Here is a 20772-nt window from a genome sequence, read left to right as displayed (position 1 = left end):
GAGGAGAATTTCTTCCTTCATTTTTTAGTTTTAAAACTCTTAATCGGAGGAGAAATAAATGGTTAGTGAGAGAGAACAAATTAGCAAAAAAGTTGCATGGATTGCACTTGTATCCAACCTAATGCTAATGATAGGTAAAATCTTCTTTGGTCTTTTTGGAGGTAGTGAGGCTGTATTTGCAGACGGAATCCACTCTGGGGCAGATGTAGTAGCTTCGATTGCTGTGCTAGCAGTTGTAGGTATCTCTAATAAACCACCCGATAAGGATCATCCCTTTGGGCATGGTAAGGCAGAGGTGATTAGTGAAGCGATCGTTGGCATTATTTTAATATTAGTTTCACTCTATATATTCGTAGAAGCAATTTTAGCATTTTTTGATAAACCCGGTGTACCACAGTACAGTGCATTGATTGTAGCTATAATTTCTTACATAGCGAAAGAAATATTATATAGATACTCCATAAAACAGGGGAAAAAGTGGAATAGTAAGGCTATAATAGCGATTGCTTATGATCATAAAGGTGATATTATTGCTTCCCTTGCAGCATTTATAGGAGTCCTCTTAGCGATTATAGGAAATGCAATTGGATGGACATATTTGTTATACGCGGATGCAATCGCAAGTGCTTTAGTAGCCTATTTTGTTTTTAGAATCGCAATGGAATTAGTTAGACCTTCTATTGATATTTTAATGGAAAAAAGCGTGGATCAGTATCTTTTAGACGGTTATGAAGCCACTATTCATGAATTTTATCAAGTAAAACGAATAGACAAAATCCGTGCAAGAGAACACGGTCACTATAAGATTCTAGACGTTCGACTTTCACTTAATCATGATTTAACAATTAAACAAGGCCATGATATAGCTCGTGATATAAAAAATGAAATATTAAATAAATACCCAGATGTAGGGGAAGTCCTTATTCATATAAATCCTTACTATATAGAACCTGATCAAAACTAATTTACAAAAAAGTGCTGGTAATAAAGTATCTGAATGCTATCGATGAAATAGCTAAGGAGCATACTGACGAAATCCAATAATAATAAACGTAAATCAGACTTTTATTACAATATAAAAATAATTACTTAAAGAGCATGCTTTTTACTACATAAAGTAAAGAACATGCTCTTTTTACTCTATTACCTCTTCCATAATCGTCGATATATCCCCATATATTTACTTCTGCACTCTGTAAAAATACATCTTCTTATTCTACTAAGTCAACATCAAAGAGCAACAATCTATATTAAACAATCATTGAGAAAGATCCTTTGAAAAAAGAGGATTGAAGTAATATATAGGTTAGAAAGAAGAAGGTTATCGCCTTCATTTAAACTTATTGTATTTAAGCGCAGAGAGTCGCTGCAGCAAGGGCTTTGATTTCATATCCAAACATTATAAATAATATTAGCTTCAGGAAAACAGGTTCCAGATGGATAAATTTGATTTAATCTTAAACAACTTTGAAAGGATGCCAGAAGCGGGATTAAATGCGGGTGAAGGGGCAATATCCGTTCTTTTTCCCATTTCCATCTATTCGATTCGCTAAATCTTCTTGTACCTATGTTAAAGAAAACGAGTTCAGATCGTCTCAGACTTGAAGTTTAATATTGTCATAACTCTTCAAATTATCGGATGGTGCTCCTAATTTATCGTTCAAAAAGGGATTATTCGTATAAATTGTGGTAATTACTATTTAAAGTATATTTAACCAATATCTTCAATATATGTAATACATACATTAGTTGCAAACATTGTGTTAACTTTCGGTTTGGGATTTTAAATGAGGAATCCTTGACATAAAAATAAAGAAACGAAGTTATTATTTGAAATTGAAATTTTACAGTAAAGAGAACATTTAGATGACCATAAATCGGGAAGGGTGATGATCAATTATTGGAGTAGACATTAAGAAAATTTTATTGCTGGTTGTATTAATGATGCTACTTGGTGCTTGTGCAAATGAAAAAAAAACAAGTCAGTCAGAATTTAAAAAACAATATTTTGAAGGAAAAAGTGATAATTGGTATGTAAAAATGGTAAGCGAAATGGAGAGCAATAGGCGCTATATCATCTCTTATATTGGACAAGAAAATAAACCATTAAATTTTAAATACGAAATATATGAATCTTCTCACAACCCAACATTTGGCGATGGCGAATTTAAAAACCAAGAGGAATTTGAAATTCATGTAAAGTGCGGCGGTCCGTGTAATGCCCTTCCTAATAATGTACCTATTCTAATTCAATGGGAAGGAGAAGAAGAAAAAGTAGTAATTCGTAATAAAAAATAGAATGTTGTCGGTAACATCGATCTACCCTAAAAATTATTTTCTATTACATCGAATCTCGGCAGAAATACAAGTTAGACTATCTACCAAACTGATGGAACGAATGCTCTACAAGCGTATGATATTGAAAATCCTGCAGTTTGGACTACATAGAACAGCTATACAAACAAGTACATTTCCATCTCTTACTATGGTGGGTATAGATAAGATGGTGTGAGATATAAATCTGTACCTTATTTTGTATATGAGGTACAGATTTATAATAATATTTTAGATTAATTAGCGGTTCTCGTTTACGCTCAAATTCTAGTGTGCTGTCACACGCTTGTTTTCAAGCCAAAGGATGCTTTGACAATGCCGTGAAAAGCTTTAATAGAACATTGTAAAAGCCATAGAGGAAACATAAAAAAGGGCTTGTGTGTAATGCTTCATAATTACGACCGTCTTGCTTGAATTAAGGTAAACCAATCATTCCCGTTATACTTTCCAGAAACTCTATATATTGGCTGATAGAAATCTTTCGTATCATACATATAAGAAAGCTCGATTAATTCTATAGCAAGTTGATCTCCTTTTTTTATAACAAGATCTTCCTCATTCACCAATGCATTATATTTTATTTGGGGAAATTCCCCATTTTTTATTCGCTCATACACTTCTGCAGGAGACAGTATGTTCACTTCTCGTTTAAATTGATTCAAATGGATATTATATGCTAACGAAGAAACACTGCCATCTTGTTTAAGATCAAGCATTATATCTCCAGTCCAATAATCAGCATTTAAATTAGTACTATCCTGAAGATTCCATGCAAATTCTCCAGTATCCAATACAGTCATTTCAGCGTCTTGGGGTAGTATGGTAAATTCGTCCATCATTGCCTTTGCCATGTCATGCATTGACTTTTGCCCCGAAAAAGTAGTTTGCCCTGGCGTATAATTATTCTCTTTTAATGACCAGTATCCCTCTGAACCTATAAACAACGTGTATTGGGAACCTGCTTTGTTCTCCAATAGAATCTCACGATCACCACTATAAACATGTTCATTCAACGCTGATAATCCTAATTTCTGTTGCAATAGGGCCTCAACACCATCATTTTTAATGACTTTCCTATATACTGGGGCAACTGTTGGTAATGTGCTTAATTCCAGTGAAGTTGATATATGCACATCTGACATATTCGATTTTGTATAAGCGTTTATTGCTAAATGACCAAACTCCTGTTGGGCGTAGACAATATTCATCCCAACAAAAATCAAACCCATCAATAGAGGTATGGCAAGGTTTCCGACTAGACTTTTTATTTTTACTTTTTTGTGATGAACAATGGAAGCCCCTAGTCTGTATAACTGGTATCCAATAATACCACCAAGTGAGTTGTTCATTAAATCATCAAGCTCAAAAATTCCGGCTCCTAAAAGTGTCTGATACGTTTCTATAGATACCGTAGCACTTATAACGATTAGAAGAAGCCACTTAAATTTTTTGAATTTAGAGCTAATTAAAGGTAAAAAAATGCCTAGAGGAACAAACATTAAAATATTAAAAATACAATTTTGAAGATCACGTAAAGAGTATTTTTTCCATGCATCAATATAACCACTAAACGGCTGAAGGTTCATCTGCAGGTAATGGGAAGTGCCACGACCAAAAATAGTTAACTCCAACACAAAAATAATATATCCGATGAAGACTGCACCAAGAACAAGTTTCTTTATAGGAACCTGTTTTTTTCGATCTGACGGCTGTTTTCGATAATAAAAAATATAATATAGTGCGATAAGTATGAACTCAATTCCAATAATTATTAATACAGGCAACATTAAATACCGAATATTATTAAAAATTTCTGTCATTCCCAAAGTGAGACTCTCCTAACTGATTTAATCTGATATTGTGCGGTTTTACACAAAAAAAGAGACCATCTAATAATTGATTACTTCCATTAGCTTAAATTGAGGTAATATTGTCGACCTTTCTAATTGTAAATGGAAATTATTAATATTTAGAAAGGTTATTTATGAAGAAATTCTTAAGAACTTGCTATGCTTTAAATCATAAAGAAAGGAAAGACTAGGGGGCTCAAATAACGAAAGGAACAGCTACAGGCGTTGAACAAGTGACAGCAATAACCAAACCATCTAACAGCTCTATGAATGAAGTAGGAAATAATGCAAAATTGTTAAAGACAACAATTTATATTTTGGTAATATTCCAGGAAAAAAAGAAAGGAATCACCGTTGTAAGATGATTCCTTTCGAAATAAACTAATTAACTTGATGGAGACATTCCGGTTTAAGTGATAATTATTCAGTATAGGACACGCCATAAATAAAAGGTAGCGTATGATTCCCAGTTTTTCCATGGAAACGATATTTTTAAGATTTCATCTTTCGTCGGCTTTCGGTCCATATTACGTAAAATTTTTATCGAATTAATAAGACCCACATCATCGATTGGGAAAGCTGTCTGGAACCTGAGGCAGCACATGAGAACATAATTGGCTGTCCAAGGGCCGATTCCTCGTATTTTAATTAAGCTCTTCTCAGCATCTTTGAAGTTCATTTTCATTAATGTTTCCCTCGATAATTCTCCACTTGCCATTAATTTGGCAATTCCAATAATATATTCACTTTTTTTCACCGTCATTTTAATATCTGCTAGGTCGGTAGGTGTTAACTGTGCAATTCGTTCGTACGATGGGAACACCCAATACTTTTTACCATTCCATTCGATTGAATCGCCAAATCCTTCTACAAATTGCCTCTTTAAGGCGTACGCGAAGGCTAAGTTAATTTGTTGCCCTAAAACTCCCCAACATAAAGCTTCAAATAAATCAGGAATGCCTATAACTCGCATTCCATAGAATTTTTGGGCGGGCATTTTAAGTAATGGGTCTGCCTTTGCCATTTCATAAAATGGCGTTAAATCGTTATCAAGATCAAACCATTCATGAATATATTTGACAATCTCTTCCCGCTGCCACTTGTCAATAGGTCTACAATCATTTAGGAATTGAACAACCATTTGTTTATTATTGATTACGCTGATCTGTACTAAGGACCGAATTTCTCCAATGGCAATAACTTTTGTAATTTTATCGTTCTCTATTTCATACATACATTCATTTTTTTCCCTTGTTAGATAGCCTAGGTTAGCATTCATGTCGAAATTTCCAGGTAATGTGATTACAATAACATCATTGACTTCGTTCCATGTCACTTTTTCATTCTCCTCATCTAAATACGATTTTCTATTGTACTTTTACTTTATCACATAATAATCTTACCTAATTTTGTTATCTTGCTATTACATTCTAAACACCTTATTTTTTTCTATTTATGAGGTTATAGTGTTATTTATCAAGAATGCTAAAGGAGTGGATAACAATGGTCCAAGATTTAAAAACACGCATCGAGAACTTAAATTGGGATTCAATTCAAAATGAATTAGATGAGCAAGGATTTGCAAAGCTTCCAGCGATTTTAACAAAAGAGGAATGTGAATTGTTCATAGCATTGTATTATGAGGAAGAGTCATACAGAACGACAATCAATATGACGAGATATCGCTTTGGGAATGGGGAGTACAAATATTTTTCCTATCCATTACCTGAAATCATCCAACGTTTAAGAGAGTCCTTTTATTTAGAATTGGCCAAAACAGCTAATCGATGGTTGGATTATTTAAAGAAAACCGAACAATTTCCAAATCATCTTCAAGATTTTTTGAACACCTGTGAAGAATATGAACAAACGAGACCGACACCTTTACTATTAAAGTATGAAACAGGCGGGTTTAATTGTTTGCATCAAGATTTATATGGCGACATATTTTTCCCGTTTCAAGTAGTATTTGTATTAAATCAACGAGATAAAGACTTTCGCGGTGGAGAATCGCTAATAGTGGAACAAATTCCTCGTGCTCAGAGTAGGGGACACGTCATTACTTTAGAACAAGGCAGTGCGTTGATCTTTCCTACAAACTATAGACCTGTTCTAGGTAAAAAAGGATATTATAAAAATACGGTTCGTCACGGTGTAAGCACGGTTACTTTTGGAGAACGATACGGTCTTTGAATCATTTTTCACGACTCTAAATAAAAATTAAACTTCAATATCTTGCTATTCTATTCCCAGAATTGTACATTCTGAATTTAATGAGAGTATATTGTAAGGAGAGGTGAGATAAATGCCGGATAGAATTAATAACGGACATAAAGAAAACCATGGTTATAGAATTTTGAATGATGTAGAAATGATAACAGATGAAAAGTGGCAAGCAATACTAAATAATGATGCAGCGTACAATCATCAATTTTTCTATGCTGTAAAGTCGACAGGGATATTCTGTAAACCATCCTGTAAATCTCGCGTTCCGAAAAAAGAAAATGTATGCATTTTTTCAAACGCAGAACAAGCCCTCCGCGCAAATTTTCGCCCTTGTAAACGGTGCAAGCCTACTAATGAAAATCTACCTGATAGCGAGTGGGTTAATTTAATTACTGAATACATTGATAAAAATTTCACAGAAAAATTAACGCTAGAATCGTTAGCAACTATTTGTCACGGGAGTCCGTATCATATGCATCGAACATTTAAAAAGATTAAAGGCGTTACGCCGGTTGAGTATATACAACAAGTGAGAGTACACGCGGCTAAAAAGTATTTAATTCAGACAAATAAAGCGATTGGAGATATCGCCATATGTGTGGGTATGACTAACGCGGCTTATTTTATTACTTTATTTAAAAAGAAAACTGGACAGACACCAGCACAATTTCGTCAAATGAGTAAAATGGGGGAAAAGTACAATGGAAACAAAGAATAAACCAACCCTTTATTGGTCTTTACTTAAGTTTAAGAATTGGCATTTTTATATTGCTTCAACTTCAAAGGGGCTTGTGTTTGTAGGTTCACCGAACAAACCATTCGAGGAATTGTTCGAATGGGCTAAGAAACGCTTTCCAGGAAGTCCTCTTGTTGACGATGATGAAAAGCTTGAACCTTATGTCGTTGAAATCACTCAGTATTTAGAAGGAAAGCGCAAAACCTTTACTGTTCCATTTGAGTACGTAGGTACGCCATTTCAACTAGCAGTCTGGAATGCCCTTTGTGAAATTCCTTATGGACGGACGACATCCTATTCCGACATTGCAAATAATATAAATAAGCCAGCAGCTGTTCGTGCTGTAGGCGCGGCTATTGGGGCTAATCCGGTATTAATTACTGTACCGTGCCATCGTGTAATAGGAAAGAATGGCTCATTAACTGGTTATCGGGGCGGTTTAGAAATGAAGACACTGCTCCTGGATCTAGAAAAGCGAGCTTCATCTAGCAATGAGTAAATATTGCCGTTTAACTTGATTCAGCAGAAGTCCCCCACTTCTATAAATGGAGGGATGAATACGAAGATACATATAAATCAGAGGGGGTCCAAACTCCCTGCTGATTCAAGTTAAGCCTCCGGCGGATGTCACAAATTTTGAAGGGAGTTAATTGCGCAAGCGCAATTCAAAATTTGGACGCAATTACGCCGAGGCGTAATTGATTGAATGGAGGTTCATCATGAAAAGTGAATTATTTTATAAAAGTCCGAAAACCATTCTGAATAAAGGGACTGGCTTTCTTTCTGGATATACTCATTCCCTAAATCCTTATACAGGCTGTTCATTTGGGTGTTCCTTTTGTTATGTACGCGAAATGCCTGTAGCTCTTTTTCGAGAAGGGGAATGGGGAAATTGGGTCGATGTTAAAAACGGAGCTGCGAATTTATTAAAAAAGGAGCTCCATCGCGCCAAATCTAAAGGGAATGTAACCATTTTTATGTCATCAAGTACAGATCCATATCAACCAATTGAGTATCAGGAAAAAGTGACGCGATCTTTACTAGAAGTTATGGTAGAAGATCCACCTGACTTCCTATTAGTACAGACTAGAAGCCCACTGGTAAGTCGAGATATCGATTTACTGCAACATTTTAAAGATAAAGTTCGGGTAAGTATGACAGTAGAGACAGATAGGGAAGATATTCGTAAACATTTTTCGCCCTATGCTCCTCCTATTCCGGCAAGGCTTAAAACACTCCAACAGCTTGCTAAATTCGATATTCCTACACAGGTTGCCATCGCTCCCGTATTACCAAGTAGCGAGGGATTTGCAGAAATATTACGTCCATTGGCTAACCGAGTATGTATTGATGATTATTTTATGGGGGACGGCAGTGGTGGTAAACGCACACACAGGATGGGCTTACAAGCGTTATATAGAAATCTGGAAATGGAAGAATGGTATCATCCATCCGTCTATCAAATGGTTTATAAACGAATGCGGCAGTATTTTTCGGAAGATGAACTTTTCATTAGCCAGAAGGGATTCGAACCTTAGCGTTATAAAAGTACTCATCAAGTCTTCATTTTGGAACTAAAATCACTTTTACAACAGGTTTCGAATTTGTATGTGGTACAGACATTAGATGAAAGATAGGTTTCACCTGATCTTACTTATATCGTAAACACTTGGGTAATTTATAAATATGAATGAATAGGGGTGTGTTATGAAAAATAACAAGCAATTAAATTTTTACAAACTTTGGCTAGGACAGTCTATAAGTTTGTTAGGTACCCAGTTTACAGTAGTAGCTTTGCCTCTTTTTGCATTAGAGGTGCTAGAAACAAGTGAGTCGAATGCGGCATTACTTCGTGGGATTGTATTCATACCCTACCTAATTTTTGGATTAGTAGCCGGTGCTTTAATAGACATCCTTCATAGAAAAAGGGTTTTGTTAATTTGTAGTATATGTCAAGGCGTTTTATTTTTATCAGTATTCATACTGACTGTAACAAATATAATAACGTTCCCTCTATTGGTGTTACTCATGTTTTTAAATGGGATATTTACTACGTTTTACAACATTGCAATTCCTTCTTTCTTACCGGAAGTATTAACAGATAAAGACAACTTAAAAAAAGGAAATGCTCAACTAGCCCTTTCGGAGTCTCTTTCTATTGTAATTGGTCCTATGCTAGCAGGAATCGTAATTACTCTAGTAGGATTAACAGGCTTATTCACTGTTGACGCAGTAACATATTTTGTTTGTTTTTTGTGTGTACTATTTATTTCAAGGTTTAAACCGCATACAGAAGGCTCTTTAAAAAACGTAAATATAAAATCGATCTATAAAAACATACATGAAGGTTTGATATATTTCAAAAGTCACCCTGTATTAGAACCAATTGTGAGCTGTGGCGCAGTTTACGGTTTTTTTAAATACATATTAAATAGCATTTTAGTTATATTCCTCTATAGGGTAATGGGTCTATCTGAACTTGAAATAGGCTTTGTTGTAGGTTCGGCAGCAGTAGGATTTTTAATAGGCAATACGATTCTCGTAAAAAAAAGTCAACAAATTAATAATACAAAAATGCTTATTTATAGCGCTACTGTATCAGTGATCGGTCTGTCCTTTATACCGATAATGGGCTATTTGGGAACCGTTTACGGTATAGTAGCTGCAAGTATCATACATGGTATGGGAGAAGGTGTATTTGGCCCTTATGCTGCAACCATACGACAACTTGCTTCACCAAGTCACATGCTAGGAAGAGTAAATGCTGTACAACGTACCCTTAATTGGGGAGCTTGGGCATTAGGAAGTTTTGCTAGTGCATTATTAGTTTCTATATTTGGGCTTCAAACTACGTTATTTATAGGGGGCTTCGGAACAACATTGTGTTTAATAGTGTTGTTAAGGCGAGGCGTATTAAATGGAGCCAACATTGAAAATACGAGTTCAATTTAGAGGAGATGATTATAATGCATAAAGTATCAAAAGGAACTGAAAATACACTACACGTTTTATTTATAGGGGGATGGACAAAGCCTATACAAGATGCTTTAGACAGGGGGTTTACTGTTTCGTATATAGGATCTTACACTAAACATATATATTTCGATGGAACTATCTTAGAAAAATGTTTCTATAAAAAAGAAATAGACACAACAAACATACCTGTGTGTGTGTACTATGCTGAAGAATTGTACAAAGAGAAACCGTTTGATGTGGTTGTATCTTTCAACGAAGTAGCCTTAGATACGGCTTCCATAATTGCAAAGATTTTTAATGTTAAAGGATTTTCTTACAACGCTAATATGATAACCCGCAATAAAGACATGATGCGTGAAATTCTAACAGGAAAAGACTTTTCTATAGATTCAATAGTTTGCAACAACATAAAAGACATCAATGAATTTTTGAAGAAAAAAGATAGTATTATAATAAAGCCCCCGATTGGCGCAGGTGGTAAAGGAGTATCTAAGCTAGATATTGGAGATGACGTAGAAGAATTTATTAAAGATAACGGTATTCAACTACCTATTTTAGTGGAAGAGTACGTTGAAGGAGACGTAGTTTATACGGTCGAAGCCGTTTCTTATAACAAAAAACATTCTATATTAGCTATATCAGCTGAAATATTTAAAGAAGATACGTTTTTAATAAACTATACTATAATGCCAGCACCTATAGATGAATTTCAAAAAAAATTAATCATTGAGAAAGTAATGCTATTTTTGGATGAGATGCAACTAAAAGACGGCATTACTCATACAGAGGTAAAAATCGACAAACAAAATAAGCCAATAATCATAGAGTCTCAAGTCAGGATAGGTGGAGGCAACATTTGGAAAATGGTAGAACTTACAACCGGCATTTCTCAATTTGGATACTATTATGATGCGTTAGCTACACAGACTATAGATGATTTTAGATGCGTGCCTTCAAAATGTCAAGCTATGTCATTAAGCTTGATACCAAAACCAGGTTGCTTAAAAGAAATTAAGTATGAAGGGTTCGCTAACATATCCGAGATCGTATTAATTGATCTATTAGTAAAAGAGGGCGACACCATACCAACTATTGTAGACAGTACAGGGCGCAAAGGATATATATTATTTACGGCTAATGATATAAAACATATGTACGAAGTTGCAGATAACATATGTGACAATATAACGTTTGTTTATCAGGATTTGTCAGAATGGAAACCTTCTTTTAAAAAAATTTAAAAAGGAATGTAGCACATGAAGGGTCTATTTGAGGGTTTTCCAATTGCTACTATTTATCTATTAAATACATGTGAATCACGTTTGAAGAATGAAATGTAAATGATGTACGATAATGTCATATTAACTGATTGGAATCTCGCAACGATTAATAATCCTGAATATTCCGAACTAGGTGGTGTGGGGTCATTTGTACCTGGAGGTAAAACCTTAACAAACTTAATTTAGCAAGCCATAAATAACGCGACTAAATTTGGCATAGCTAATAAAAAATCGATACTATATACAATGTTGATTTGTAAGCTTCTTTTTTTAATTCATGTCTTCCGTAAAAAACGGATGGCTTTTATTTTTACGCTGTGAGAGCGATCGAAATGGGCAACGGTACGTGTTACTGAATCTCGATCGCTCTCACAGCGTTTTTTTATTGTTTTACTAAGCTCATTTAAACGGGTTGAACATCTATAAAGGTTAAGAAGAGCTGCAAATCGTAATTTTAAAATTCCAAGCATCTTCATTTAGTTTCTATGGACAAATCTAAGAGATCAAGAATTTGGTAAAAAAAATTTCTTTAGCCTTTTAGGTGTTTCTTATTATCTAACGAAAGAAGAAATTTCAAGTTTAATAGACAGTTTATTCGCCAAAGTCCCATCAGGAAATTAAATAGTTTTGGATTATGCAGACGAAAAACTCTTTGAAGAAGAAGGAATCTTTAATCGATTTGAAAATATGGTATAAATGGCTTCAGCAAGCATTACATTCATAAAACATAAAAAAAGATACTTAATACACTTTATAGGATGTTCCTATTAGTGACCAAAATGTACAACAGAACAATTACCAGGGTAAGCTCTGCAATGCCAAATATATCATAAGATAGAGGAACTTATTTTACCAAATGGGTAGAGGTCGAAAGAATGTTGTCGATCCATGTTAAGCCGAAAGAAGTTGCCTTTCATTCTTTATTCAAGTAGAAAACTATCGGAGACAATGTAATGTTACTGAATAATTTGAGAAAAAATTATAAAAGGGTCACTGAGTTAAGGTGACCCTAAATGAGGGAGGATGTGACGGTCAACCAACGCCACAACCGAATAAGTGTGTGCGGTACACTCAATATTAATTTGTGCAAGTAGTTGTTATTTATACATAGAAAAACGCATCGTCGTCATACGCTACAGCAAACTAATGAATATTATTAGGATAAAAAATCAAAAGATATTGTTCAGAAAGGAAGTTTGGCTAATAAATGTGATGTTGTAATAAAAAGTTTAACAAGGATTATGAATGGAATGTCCATTTTGCTATGATACTTTGTTCAATTTGCATTTTAACTACCATTGGTATACTGATATGTACGTTGTAATGGAGCAGCCGTTAGAGTGTGTCAATTTATAATAATGTAATTAACATCAATTGCAAAACATACTTTTTGAAGAATTTTATTATTTTTTGAATTACTTGACTTTAGTATTACTTAACATGTGAGCTAACAATAATAAGTGTAATTCCCGTAAATAGGCAAATGATTCTCGTCACAGGAATTTTATCAGCTAGTCCAAATAATGCAATTGCTGTCGTTACGATTAAAACTGTTGGTCCAACCAATGCAAGCATTGTATTAATATAGAATGCTTTTTCTAAATTATTCAACTTTAGCATCAACAATCCAGCACTTACTTCAATACTTCCAGACAATACACGTAAAATAACCATAGCAAGAACCGATTTTTCAATAACTGTCATCATCCAATCTTTATTGATAATTTTTGAGGTGAAAATGAATTCTCTTATATTATATTTCCATCATTAGGATAATTGTAGACTTCTGTTTTAATATGAAATACTAAAATCAATATATGTATGATTCCTGTTAATTATTCTTGTTATATTATGCTTTATAGTGTTCATTTAATAAGTGATTTTCTAGTTAAAAGTTCAAAGAATTTATTTCTAAAGCCCTTTAATTTAGACTACAATTCCTTTGGTGGTGATGAAAAATTAATACTAACGATTTTTTAAAGAATATAACTTCTTTGTCAAAGTAGAACGCGTTATATCTTTAGGTAAAAATTCAACAATTTAATCCATGGAAAGTTAGTTGAAACTAGGATTATACATTCCTGATTTTTAAAAAATAATTGATGACAAGGAGCAATTTCACTAGTGTAAAGGGCTGCGTATAAAGACCGATTATTTGTGTTATATTGAAATTATTATTAAAATTCAATCGTGGAGGTTAAATTAAAAGTCAGTTATAACAGGCTATGGAAGCTACTAATAGATCGAGGTATGCAAAAAAAGCCAACTTATGTAGCTGTCGGTGCAAGTAAAAGCACCTTTGCAAAACTTGGGGAAAATGAAAATGTTACGCTTCCTATCTTACTTGGCATATGTCAAGTTCTTGAATGCGACTTTGGTGATATTATGGAGGCGATCTTCGATAACAAGGAAGGAAAAATGCAAGTATGAATGAACATATTTTAATTGTTGACGACGAAAAAGAGATTGCCGATTTGCTTGAGGTTTATCTTAAAAATGATGGATATACGGTATATAAATTTTACAATGGTATGGATGCTCTAAAATGTATAGAGTCCACCAAACTAGATATGGCTATTTTAGATGTTATGCTCCCTGATATTGAAGGGTTTCAAATTTGCCAGAAAATCAGAGAGAAGTACTTCTATCCCATTATTATGCTGACAGCAAAGATTGAAGATGGCGATAAAATAATGGGACTTACTATTGGAGCTGACGATTACATAACAAAACCATTTAATCCGTTAGAAGTAGTAGCAAGAGTGAAGACCCAACTAAGACGCTATACAATGTATAACAATACATCTGAGAACAACACAGTGATCGTTAACGAATATGAATTAAAAGGATTACTAATTAATAGAGAAACGCATAAATGCTGTTTGTTTGGAAAGGAAATTTCGTTAACGCCCAAAGAATTCTCTGTCCTTTGGTATTTATTTGAACGTCAAGGTAAAGTAGTTTCTTCGGAAGAATTATTTGAAGCTGTTTGGGGCGAAAAATATCTTGATAATAATAATACTGTTATGGCCCATATCGGAAGATTGCGTGAAAAGCTGAACGAACCTGCCAAAAAACCAAAGTTCATTAAAACAGTTTGGGGGGTAGGTTACACAATTGAAAAATAAAAAGATTGATTATAATAGGGAATATAAAGAGTTGCGGAATAAACTGTTTTCCAGAGCAGCCATTATCGTTTTCTCTGGCGCTGTTATTCTCTTTTTACTCTTTAGTGTTGTGCTAGAAGGGCGATTTGCAAATGGTGTAGTTTGGTTTCTTAATCGTGTGCTAAAAATAGATTACGATGTTGCAATGACAGTATATCAGCAAATCTTTCGGAATAATGAAGAATTAATTATGTTAGCCGCATGCGCCGGTGTATTTATTATCCTTTTACGATTTTATCTTAATCAATTTACCAAGTACTTCATTGAGGTCAATCGTGGTATTGATGCGTTAATTAAAGAGGACATTGGAGATGTTATACTATCCCCGGAATTATCTGCTACTGAAAAAAAGATAAATCAGATTAAACATACCTTAGAAAAAAGGAAAATGGATACCCAGCTCGCAGAACAACGTAAAAATGACCTCATCGTTTATCTTGCTCACGATTTAAAAACACCACTCACATCTGTCATAGGGTATCTTACGCTACTCCGAGATGAAAACCAAATTTCTGAAGAATTACGAGAAAAATATTTATCTATTTCATTGGATAAGGCAGAGCGTCTTGAAGATTTGATCAATGAGTTCTTTGAAATCACCAGGTTTAATCTATCAAATATTACGCTTGAATACAGCAAAGTGAATGTAACACGAATGCTTGAACAATTAGTGTTTGAATTCCAAACGATGTTCGCAACGAAAAAATTGAAATGTACGTTGCAAACTGTACCGGATATAATACTAAAATGTGATGTGGATAAAATACAACGTGTCTTTGATAATCTTTTAAGCAATGCTGTTAATTACAGTTATGAGGACACGACGATCGAAGTATCCGCCAAACAGGATGATCGTCATATAACATTAAAGTTCACGAACAATGGGAATACAATACCTGAAGAAAAACTTGAACGAATATTTGAGCAATTCTATCGTCTAGATACTGCCCGTAGTTCAAGCAATGGCGGAGCTGGGGTGGGACTTGCTATCGCAAAGGATATTGTTGAACTTCATCAAGGCACGATTATGGCATATAGCGAAAACGAATTGACTTGTTTTGAAGTGACCCTTCCTCTTTCGTAGGAAAATTGTAAGAAATTCGATAGAAAAATAGTATAAAGTCGTTGGAGTAAACAAATAAACGGCACTCTTGTTATGGATACAATTATCGTATCAAAACAAGAGTGCTTTTTGTTTTGAGTGGAATCAAACAAAGGAGTGTATGCAGTGTCACGGAAAAGAGTAACGCAGATGTTTCCGTTTCTGCTTCCTTTACGGAAATGGCAAAGGAAGCAATTCTTCTATATAAAGATGTATTTAGACGGCGACGAATATGCAAAGGAAACCGCCGTAATTAATTTGCCTTATGAGGTGTTTTCAACATCATCATTGATGCTGAATAAAAACAGCGGATTTGATATGAAGTACCAAGTAAACAAAGTACACAATTTGAAACTCGCCGCAAAAACGCTCGATAAGTTCATTATAAAATCAAATGAAACTTTTTCTTTCTGGCAACTTGTACGATATGCAGACCGCTTTCAACCATACAAGGATGGCTTAAACCTCGTGAATGGAAAAATTGTAGGTTCATATGGGGGAGGGATAAGTCAGCTAAGTAACATGCTGTTCTGGATGTTCCTTCATACACCGTTAACACTTGTAGAGCGACACGGGCATGCTGTTGAATCCTTTCCATCTACAACAGAGGAAATACCCTTTGGAACGGATGCAACTATTAATGAAGGTTGGTTAGATTTGAAAGTAAGAAATGAAACAGATAGTACGTTTCAGATCAACATCTCCTTTGACGAAGAATTTATGTACGGTCACATCCGTTCTGACAAGGAGCAAACCTATAAATATAAGATTTTTAATCAATCTGTTTCATATGACAAAGTTGGTAGCCAACTGTTTCAAAAGGCTTCTGTTGATCGCATTAGAACAGATGTTACAACAGGGCAAAACGAACAAGCTTTTCTATATAACAATACTTGTGAAATAGGGTACGAGCTACCTAATGACATTGAAATCGACAAAACATGGAGGAAATAAAAATGAAACCTAATATTGCAGTGATTTTCGGAGGGAATTCTTCGGAGTATCCCGTATCGTTACAGTGTGCTTTCTCGATTTTGGAAAACTTAGATGCAAAGAAATATACAATTATTCCAATTGGTATTACAAGACAAGGTGATTGGTATCGTTATGATGGAGAATTCGATCATATTCTTAATAACTCGTGGCTTGATGACACCGATAACCTTACCCCTATTATTGTTTCTCAAAATTGTTCAGTAGGCGGTATTGTTGAACTTTCAGAGGGAGGTATCCATGTGACGAAACTTGATTTTGCTTTGCCTTTATTGCACGGAAAAAATGGTGAAGATGGAACAGTTCAAGGGTTGTTTGAAATAGCAGGAATACAAGTTATTGGTTGTGATATCCTTTCTTCGGCTTTATGTATGGATAAGGATCGAGCACATAAACTTGTTCAAGCTGCAGGTATTGCTGCGCCAAAAGCAATAACAATGAGAAGATCCACAATGCAGGAAGCACTTAGCTTGTCAAAAGATTTAGCGTATCCGTTGTTTGTAAAGCCAGTCCGAGCAGGCTCATCGATTGGCATTTCAAAGATTTACGACCAATCCGAATTACAGGCAGCCGTTGCTTTGGCGTTTGAACACGATAGTGAGGTTATTATCGAGGAAGCGATTGAAGGATTTGAAGTTGGGTGTGCAGTTTTAGGAATAGATGACTTGCTTGTAGGCAGAGTAGACGAAATTGAATTATCGAACGGTTTCTTTGACTACACAGAGAAATATAGCCTAAAAACCTCGAAAATTCATATGCCAGCACGAATTGATGAAACTTGCGAAAAGAGAATACAGGAAACGGCAAAAACTATCTATCAAATACTTGGCTGTTCAGGTTTTGCAAGAGTAGATATGTTTTTGACACCATCGGGAGAGATCGTATTTAACGAGGTCAATACGATCCCTGGCTTCACTTCTCATAGTCGTTATCCAAATATGATGAAAGGCATCGGTCTGTCCTATGAGGAAATTTTGGACAAGCTGATTGGTTTATACACAATAAAATGAAAACGATCATTCTAAATAAAGCTCAAATTTATACAGGGGACTTGATCCTTGTGAATGCCCACTATCCCGTTCACTCTCATAGCGTGGAAGGATTTTCAGCCGTTGATGAAAAGTATCCGGATGTGCGTATGAAGCGTAATGCTGTAAATGCATTGCAGTGCATTTTTGACAAAATCGGCTGTGCGGATCAAATTGTTGCAGTGAGTGGACACCGATCGTTAGCTGAACAAGAAGATATATATAATGGTTCAATGCGTGACAATGGTCGAAGCTTTACTGAAAGCTATGTTGCTTTGCCTAACCATAGTGAGCATCATACAGGACTTGCCATTGACTTAGGATTAAAACAAGAGGTGATAGATTTCATTCGACCAGATTTTCCGTATGAGGGTATCTGCAATGAATTTCGCAAAACAGCACCTTATTACGGCTTTATTGAGCGTTATCAATCAGACAAAGAAACGATAACAGGGATTTCTCATGAACCATGGCATTTTCGCTATGTTGGGTATCCTCATTCCGAAGTGATGGCTAAAGAACATCTGTCACTTGAGGAATACATTGAATATATGAGGAATTTCACTTATAACAAAGAACATCTTCGTATATTGGGCAATGACGGAAAAGAAATCGAACTATTTTTCGTTCCTTGTCATACAGAAAGCGTGGAAATTACTATACCTGAGCATGCAATCTATCAAGTATCTGGCAATAATGTAGACGGTTTTATTGTGACGATTTGGAGGTGAAAAAATGAACAAGAATAGAGCGTATGTAGGCATTGACTATTTTAGATTTGCTGCCGCATTACTAGTTATTGCCGTCCATACATCTCCGCTATTCTCATACAGTGAAACAGTCGATTTCATCTTAACTCGGATTATTGCACGTATTGCCGTACCTTTCTTTTTTATGACATCAGGCTTTTTTCTGATTTCCCGGTACAATGACAATTCCGATAAATTGAAAATCTTTCTCAAAAAGACGTCTATTATATATGTAATAGCCATCTTGCTGTATGTACCTTTAAACATTTACAACGGCTATTTTTCGATGGATAACCTACTTCCAAACATCATGAAAGATATTGTTTTCGATGGTACCTTATATCATTTGTGGTACCTGCCTGCATCGATCATCGGTGCTGCAATTGCATGGTATCTGTTGAAAAGAGTTGGGGTGAGTTTCGCACTCATTGTTACTATGATTCTCTATGTAGTGGGTATGCTTGGCGATAGCTATTACGGCTTTGCAGAAAAAATACCGTTTCTTAAAAAGATGTTCGAGCTGATGTTTGAGGTAGCTGATTACACACGAAATGGACTTTTCTTTGCCCCACTATTTTTTGTCCTTGGTGGCATAATAGCGGATAAAGCAATAAAAGTGAGCCTCAAAAAAAGTGTTATTGGATTTGTCATATCTTTAGCACTTTTGTTTGGCGAGGGGATGGCACTTCATCAGTGGGGAGTACAACGACACGACAGTATGTATATGATGCTTCTGCCATGTATGTTCTTTTTATTTAATGCCCTTACCTACTGGAAGGGAAAAAGAATTAAGGCACTCAGCTCGTTAACTTTAATTGTTTATATTATTCATCCAATGATCATTGTCTTAGTACGAATGCTTGCCACAATCCTGCGTATGCAGCCGCTTTTAGTAGAGAATAGTCTTATTCACTATGTTGTTGTATCTGTCCTTTCTATCGTTGCATCTATTGTTATTTTGCGGCTTTATAGTCGCCTGAAATTGCGTTACAGGAAAAAGGTACAAAATAGTATGAACAGATCGTGGATTGAGGTTGATTTGAACAATCTTGAGCATAATGTACGTATCTTACAGGGATCAATGCCAAAAGATTGCGAACTGATGGCTGTCGTAAAAGCAGACGCATATGGGCATCGTACCTTTGAAGTTTCGACATTCATAAATCAAATAGGTGTAAAAGCCTTTGCGGTAGCAACCATAGATGAAGGTATTAAATTGCGTAAATATGGAGTTAAAGGTGAAATACTGATTTTGGGCTATACCTGTCCAACCAGAGCGAAAGAACTTCATAAATACAGCCTTATACAAAGCCTTATTGATTATAATTATGCCGTTGCTTTAAGTCATCAAGGATACAATCTTAAATCACATATTAAGATTGATACTGGTATGAAACGCCTTGGGTTTGATGTTGATGATATAGCTGAGATAATCGAGATATTTAAAACAAAGCAATTAGGTGTTTGTGGAATTTATACGCATTTATGTGTTTCAGATAGTCTTTTACCTAAGGATGTAGAATTTACACAGATTCAAATAAGCCGTTTTTATAGTTTAATAGGTATGTTGTTGGAAAACGGGGTTAACCCGAATAAAGTGCATATACAGAGCAGCTATGGATTACTGAATTATCCAGAACTCCAATGTGATTATGTAAGAGCTGGTATAGCTTTATATGGAGTTCTTAGTTCGCCAACTGACCAAACCAAATTAAAATTAGACTTAAAGCCAGTTTTATCACTGAAATCCAAGGTTATTCTTATCCGAGCGATAAAGGAAGGCGAGACGGTTGGTTATGGAAGAGCATTTACTGCAAGCAGAAATAGTTTAATTGCAATATTACCCATTGGTTATGCTGATGGAGTACCAAGAAATTTATCTTGTGGGAAAGGTAATGTATTAATAGATGGATATCAAGCACCAATAGTTGGGAGAATTTGTATGGATCACCTAGCAATTGATGTAACGGATATACCTCATGTGGCAGTTGACGATATTGCTACGATAATTGGTAGAGATGGTGAAATGGAACTAACTGCACCAGAGGTCGCCAACAATTCTGGCAGCCTATCGAATGAACTGCTGAGCAGATTGGGAACAAGATTGATGAGTAAGACAAAGTGATTTTGATAGCCTTATCTGTTATTATAATGTTTTTTAGTTAAATATAAATTTGGTAATTATGGTACACGCTAAATTAGTATAAAAATAACTCTAGGATACTTATTTATTTTATTAAAAGTCAATAATTAAAGTAATGAACTTAATATTTCTGGATCTATATACAATGTGCAACATTATAATATGCTATTTTTTTAAGCTGAACTAAT

The 20772-nt window shown here is 35.0% G+C and carries 19 protein-coding genes and 1 pseudogene; 17 read left to right on the top strand and 3 right to left on the bottom strand.

Annotation, left to right across the window (positions count from 1 at the left end; genetic code table 11):
* Nucleotides 1-58: 58 nt before the first annotated feature.
* Both ACIQZA_RS04985 and ACIQZA_RS04980 read left to right on the top strand, forming a co-directional pair.
* Nucleotides 59-964: a cation diffusion facilitator family transporter gene (locus tag ACIQZA_RS04985; protein ID WP_402880479.1), complete on the top strand. Its 906-nt coding sequence runs from the start codon at nt 59-61 to the stop codon at nt 962-964.
* Nucleotides 965-1941: 977 nt separating this feature from the next.
* Nucleotides 1942-2298, top strand: a complete 357-nt coding sequence (locus ACIQZA_RS04980) for a hypothetical protein (RefSeq protein WP_402880481.1) — start codon at nt 1942-1944, stop codon at nt 2296-2298.
* 431 nt (nt 2299-2729) lie between these two features.
* On the opposite strand, the gene ACIQZA_RS04975 is transcribed toward ACIQZA_RS04980, so the two are convergent.
* A complete protein-coding gene (locus ACIQZA_RS04975; RefSeq protein ID WP_402880730.1) occupies nt 2730-4154 on the bottom strand; it encodes a VanZ family protein in 1425 nt (474 codons plus the stop codon).
* Nucleotides 4155-4608: 454 nt separating this feature from the next.
* Nucleotides 4609-5520, bottom strand: a complete 912-nt coding sequence (locus tag ACIQZA_RS04970; RefSeq protein ID WP_402880483.1) for a DNA glycosylase — start codon at nt 5518-5520, stop codon at nt 4609-4611.
* A gap of 167 nt (nt 5521-5687) precedes the next feature.
* On the opposite strand from ACIQZA_RS04970, the gene ACIQZA_RS04965 reads away from it, so the two are divergent.
* The 8 genes and pseudogenes from ACIQZA_RS04965 to ACIQZA_RS04930 form a co-directional block, all read left to right on the top strand.
* The gene (locus ACIQZA_RS04965; RefSeq protein WP_402880485.1) at nt 5688-6377 is read left to right on the top strand and encodes a 2OG-Fe(II) oxygenase; all 690 of its coding nucleotides are present in this window, start codon (nt 5688-5690) and stop codon (nt 6375-6377) included.
* 112 nt (nt 6378-6489) lie between these two features.
* Complete coding sequence (locus ACIQZA_RS04960; RefSeq protein WP_400938202.1) at nt 6490-7128, top strand: bifunctional transcriptional activator/DNA repair enzyme AdaA; 639 nt, start codon at nt 6490-6492, stop codon at nt 7126-7128.
* Nucleotides 7112-7645: a methylated-DNA--[protein]-cysteine S-methyltransferase gene (gene adaB / locus ACIQZA_RS04955; protein ID WP_400938205.1), complete on the top strand. Its 534-nt coding sequence runs from the start codon at nt 7112-7114 to the stop codon at nt 7643-7645. Before ACIQZA_RS04960 ends, adaB begins: the two co-directional genes overlap by 17 nt.
* Before the next feature lie 220 nt (nt 7646-7865).
* On the top strand, nt 7866-8684 hold the full coding sequence (locus ACIQZA_RS04950) for an SPL family radical SAM protein (RefSeq protein ID WP_402880487.1): 819 nt from the start codon (nt 7866-7868) through the stop codon (nt 8682-8684).
* Nucleotides 8685-8853: 169 nt separating this feature from the next.
* Nucleotides 8854-10098 (top strand): MFS transporter, encoded by a 1245-nt coding sequence (locus ACIQZA_RS04945; RefSeq protein ID WP_402880488.1) that lies wholly within the window; start codon nt 8854-8856, stop codon nt 10096-10098.
* A gap of 14 nt (nt 10099-10112) precedes the next feature.
* Nucleotides 10113-11363: an ATP-grasp domain-containing protein gene (locus ACIQZA_RS04940; protein WP_402880490.1), complete on the top strand. Its 1251-nt coding sequence runs from the start codon at nt 10113-10115 to the stop codon at nt 11361-11363.
* A 99-nt stretch (nt 11364-11462) separates the two neighbouring features.
* Nucleotides 11463-11588 (top strand): hypothetical protein, encoded by a 126-nt coding sequence (locus ACIQZA_RS04935; RefSeq protein ID WP_402880492.1) that lies wholly within the window; start codon nt 11463-11465, stop codon nt 11586-11588.
* Nucleotides 11589-11882: 294 nt separating this feature from the next.
* Nucleotides 11883-12095, top strand: a pseudogene (locus tag ACIQZA_RS04930) (class I SAM-dependent methyltransferase); the annotation flags it as partial.
* A 738-nt stretch (nt 12096-12833) separates the two neighbouring features.
* Here the strand turns inward: ACIQZA_RS04930 and ACIQZA_RS04925 are convergent.
* The gene (locus tag ACIQZA_RS04925; protein WP_400938216.1) at nt 12834-13109 is read right to left on the bottom strand and encodes a YqhV family protein; all 276 of its coding nucleotides are present in this window, start codon (nt 13107-13109) and stop codon (nt 12834-12836) included.
* 483 nt (nt 13110-13592) lie between these two features.
* Here ACIQZA_RS04925 and ACIQZA_RS04920 point away from each other — a divergent pair, with 483 nt between their 5' ends.
* The 7 genes from ACIQZA_RS04920 to vanT all read left to right on the top strand — a co-directional run bounded on the left by ACIQZA_RS04920 (nt 13593) and on the right by vanT (nt 20566).
* Nucleotides 13593-13832 carry a helix-turn-helix domain-containing protein gene (locus ACIQZA_RS04920; RefSeq protein ID WP_402880494.1) on the top strand — a complete coding sequence of 80 codons (240 nt, stop codon included), beginning with the start codon at nt 13593-13595 and terminating at the stop codon, nt 13830-13832.
* Nucleotides 13829-14530: a VanR-ABDEGLN family response regulator transcription factor gene (gene vanR / locus ACIQZA_RS04915; RefSeq protein WP_400938221.1), complete on the top strand. Its 702-nt coding sequence runs from the start codon at nt 13829-13831 to the stop codon at nt 14528-14530. Before ACIQZA_RS04920 ends, vanR begins: the two co-directional genes overlap by 4 nt.
* Nucleotides 14520-15653: a vancomycin resistance histidine kinase VanS gene (vanS, locus tag ACIQZA_RS04910; protein ID WP_402880496.1), complete on the top strand. Its 1134-nt coding sequence runs from the start codon at nt 14520-14522 to the stop codon at nt 15651-15653. The genes vanR and vanS overlap by 11 nt, the downstream gene beginning before the upstream one ends.
* 144 nt (nt 15654-15797) lie before the next feature.
* Nucleotides 15798-16625, top strand: a complete 828-nt coding sequence (gene vanW / locus ACIQZA_RS04905; RefSeq protein ID WP_402880497.1) for a glycopeptide resistance accessory protein VanW — start codon at nt 15798-15800, stop codon at nt 16623-16625.
* 2 nt (nt 16626-16627) lie between these two features.
* Nucleotides 16628-17674 carry a D-alanine--D-serine ligase VanG gene (vanG, locus tag ACIQZA_RS04900; protein ID WP_402880498.1) on the top strand — a complete coding sequence of 349 codons (1047 nt, stop codon included), beginning with the start codon at nt 16628-16630 and terminating at the stop codon, nt 17672-17674.
* A 50-nt stretch (nt 17675-17724) separates the two neighbouring features.
* Entirely contained in the window at nt 17725-18423 is a 699-nt protein-coding gene (locus tag ACIQZA_RS04895; RefSeq protein ID WP_402880499.1) for a D-alanyl-D-alanine carboxypeptidase family protein, read from the top strand.
* 4 nt (nt 18424-18427) lie between these two features.
* Complete coding sequence (vanT, locus tag ACIQZA_RS04890) at nt 18428-20566, top strand: serine racemase VanT catalytic subunit (RefSeq protein ID WP_402880500.1); 2139 nt, start codon at nt 18428-18430, stop codon at nt 20564-20566.
* The last annotated feature ends 206 nt before the right edge of the window (nt 20567-20772 follow it).

The organism is Lysinibacillus sp. NPDC096382, assembly GCF_044762845.1.
In the GTDB taxonomy this organism is placed as follows: Bacteria; Bacillota; Bacilli; order Bacillales_A; family Planococcaceae; genus Lysinibacillus.
This window is presented reverse-complemented; position numbering and strand designations above follow the sequence as displayed.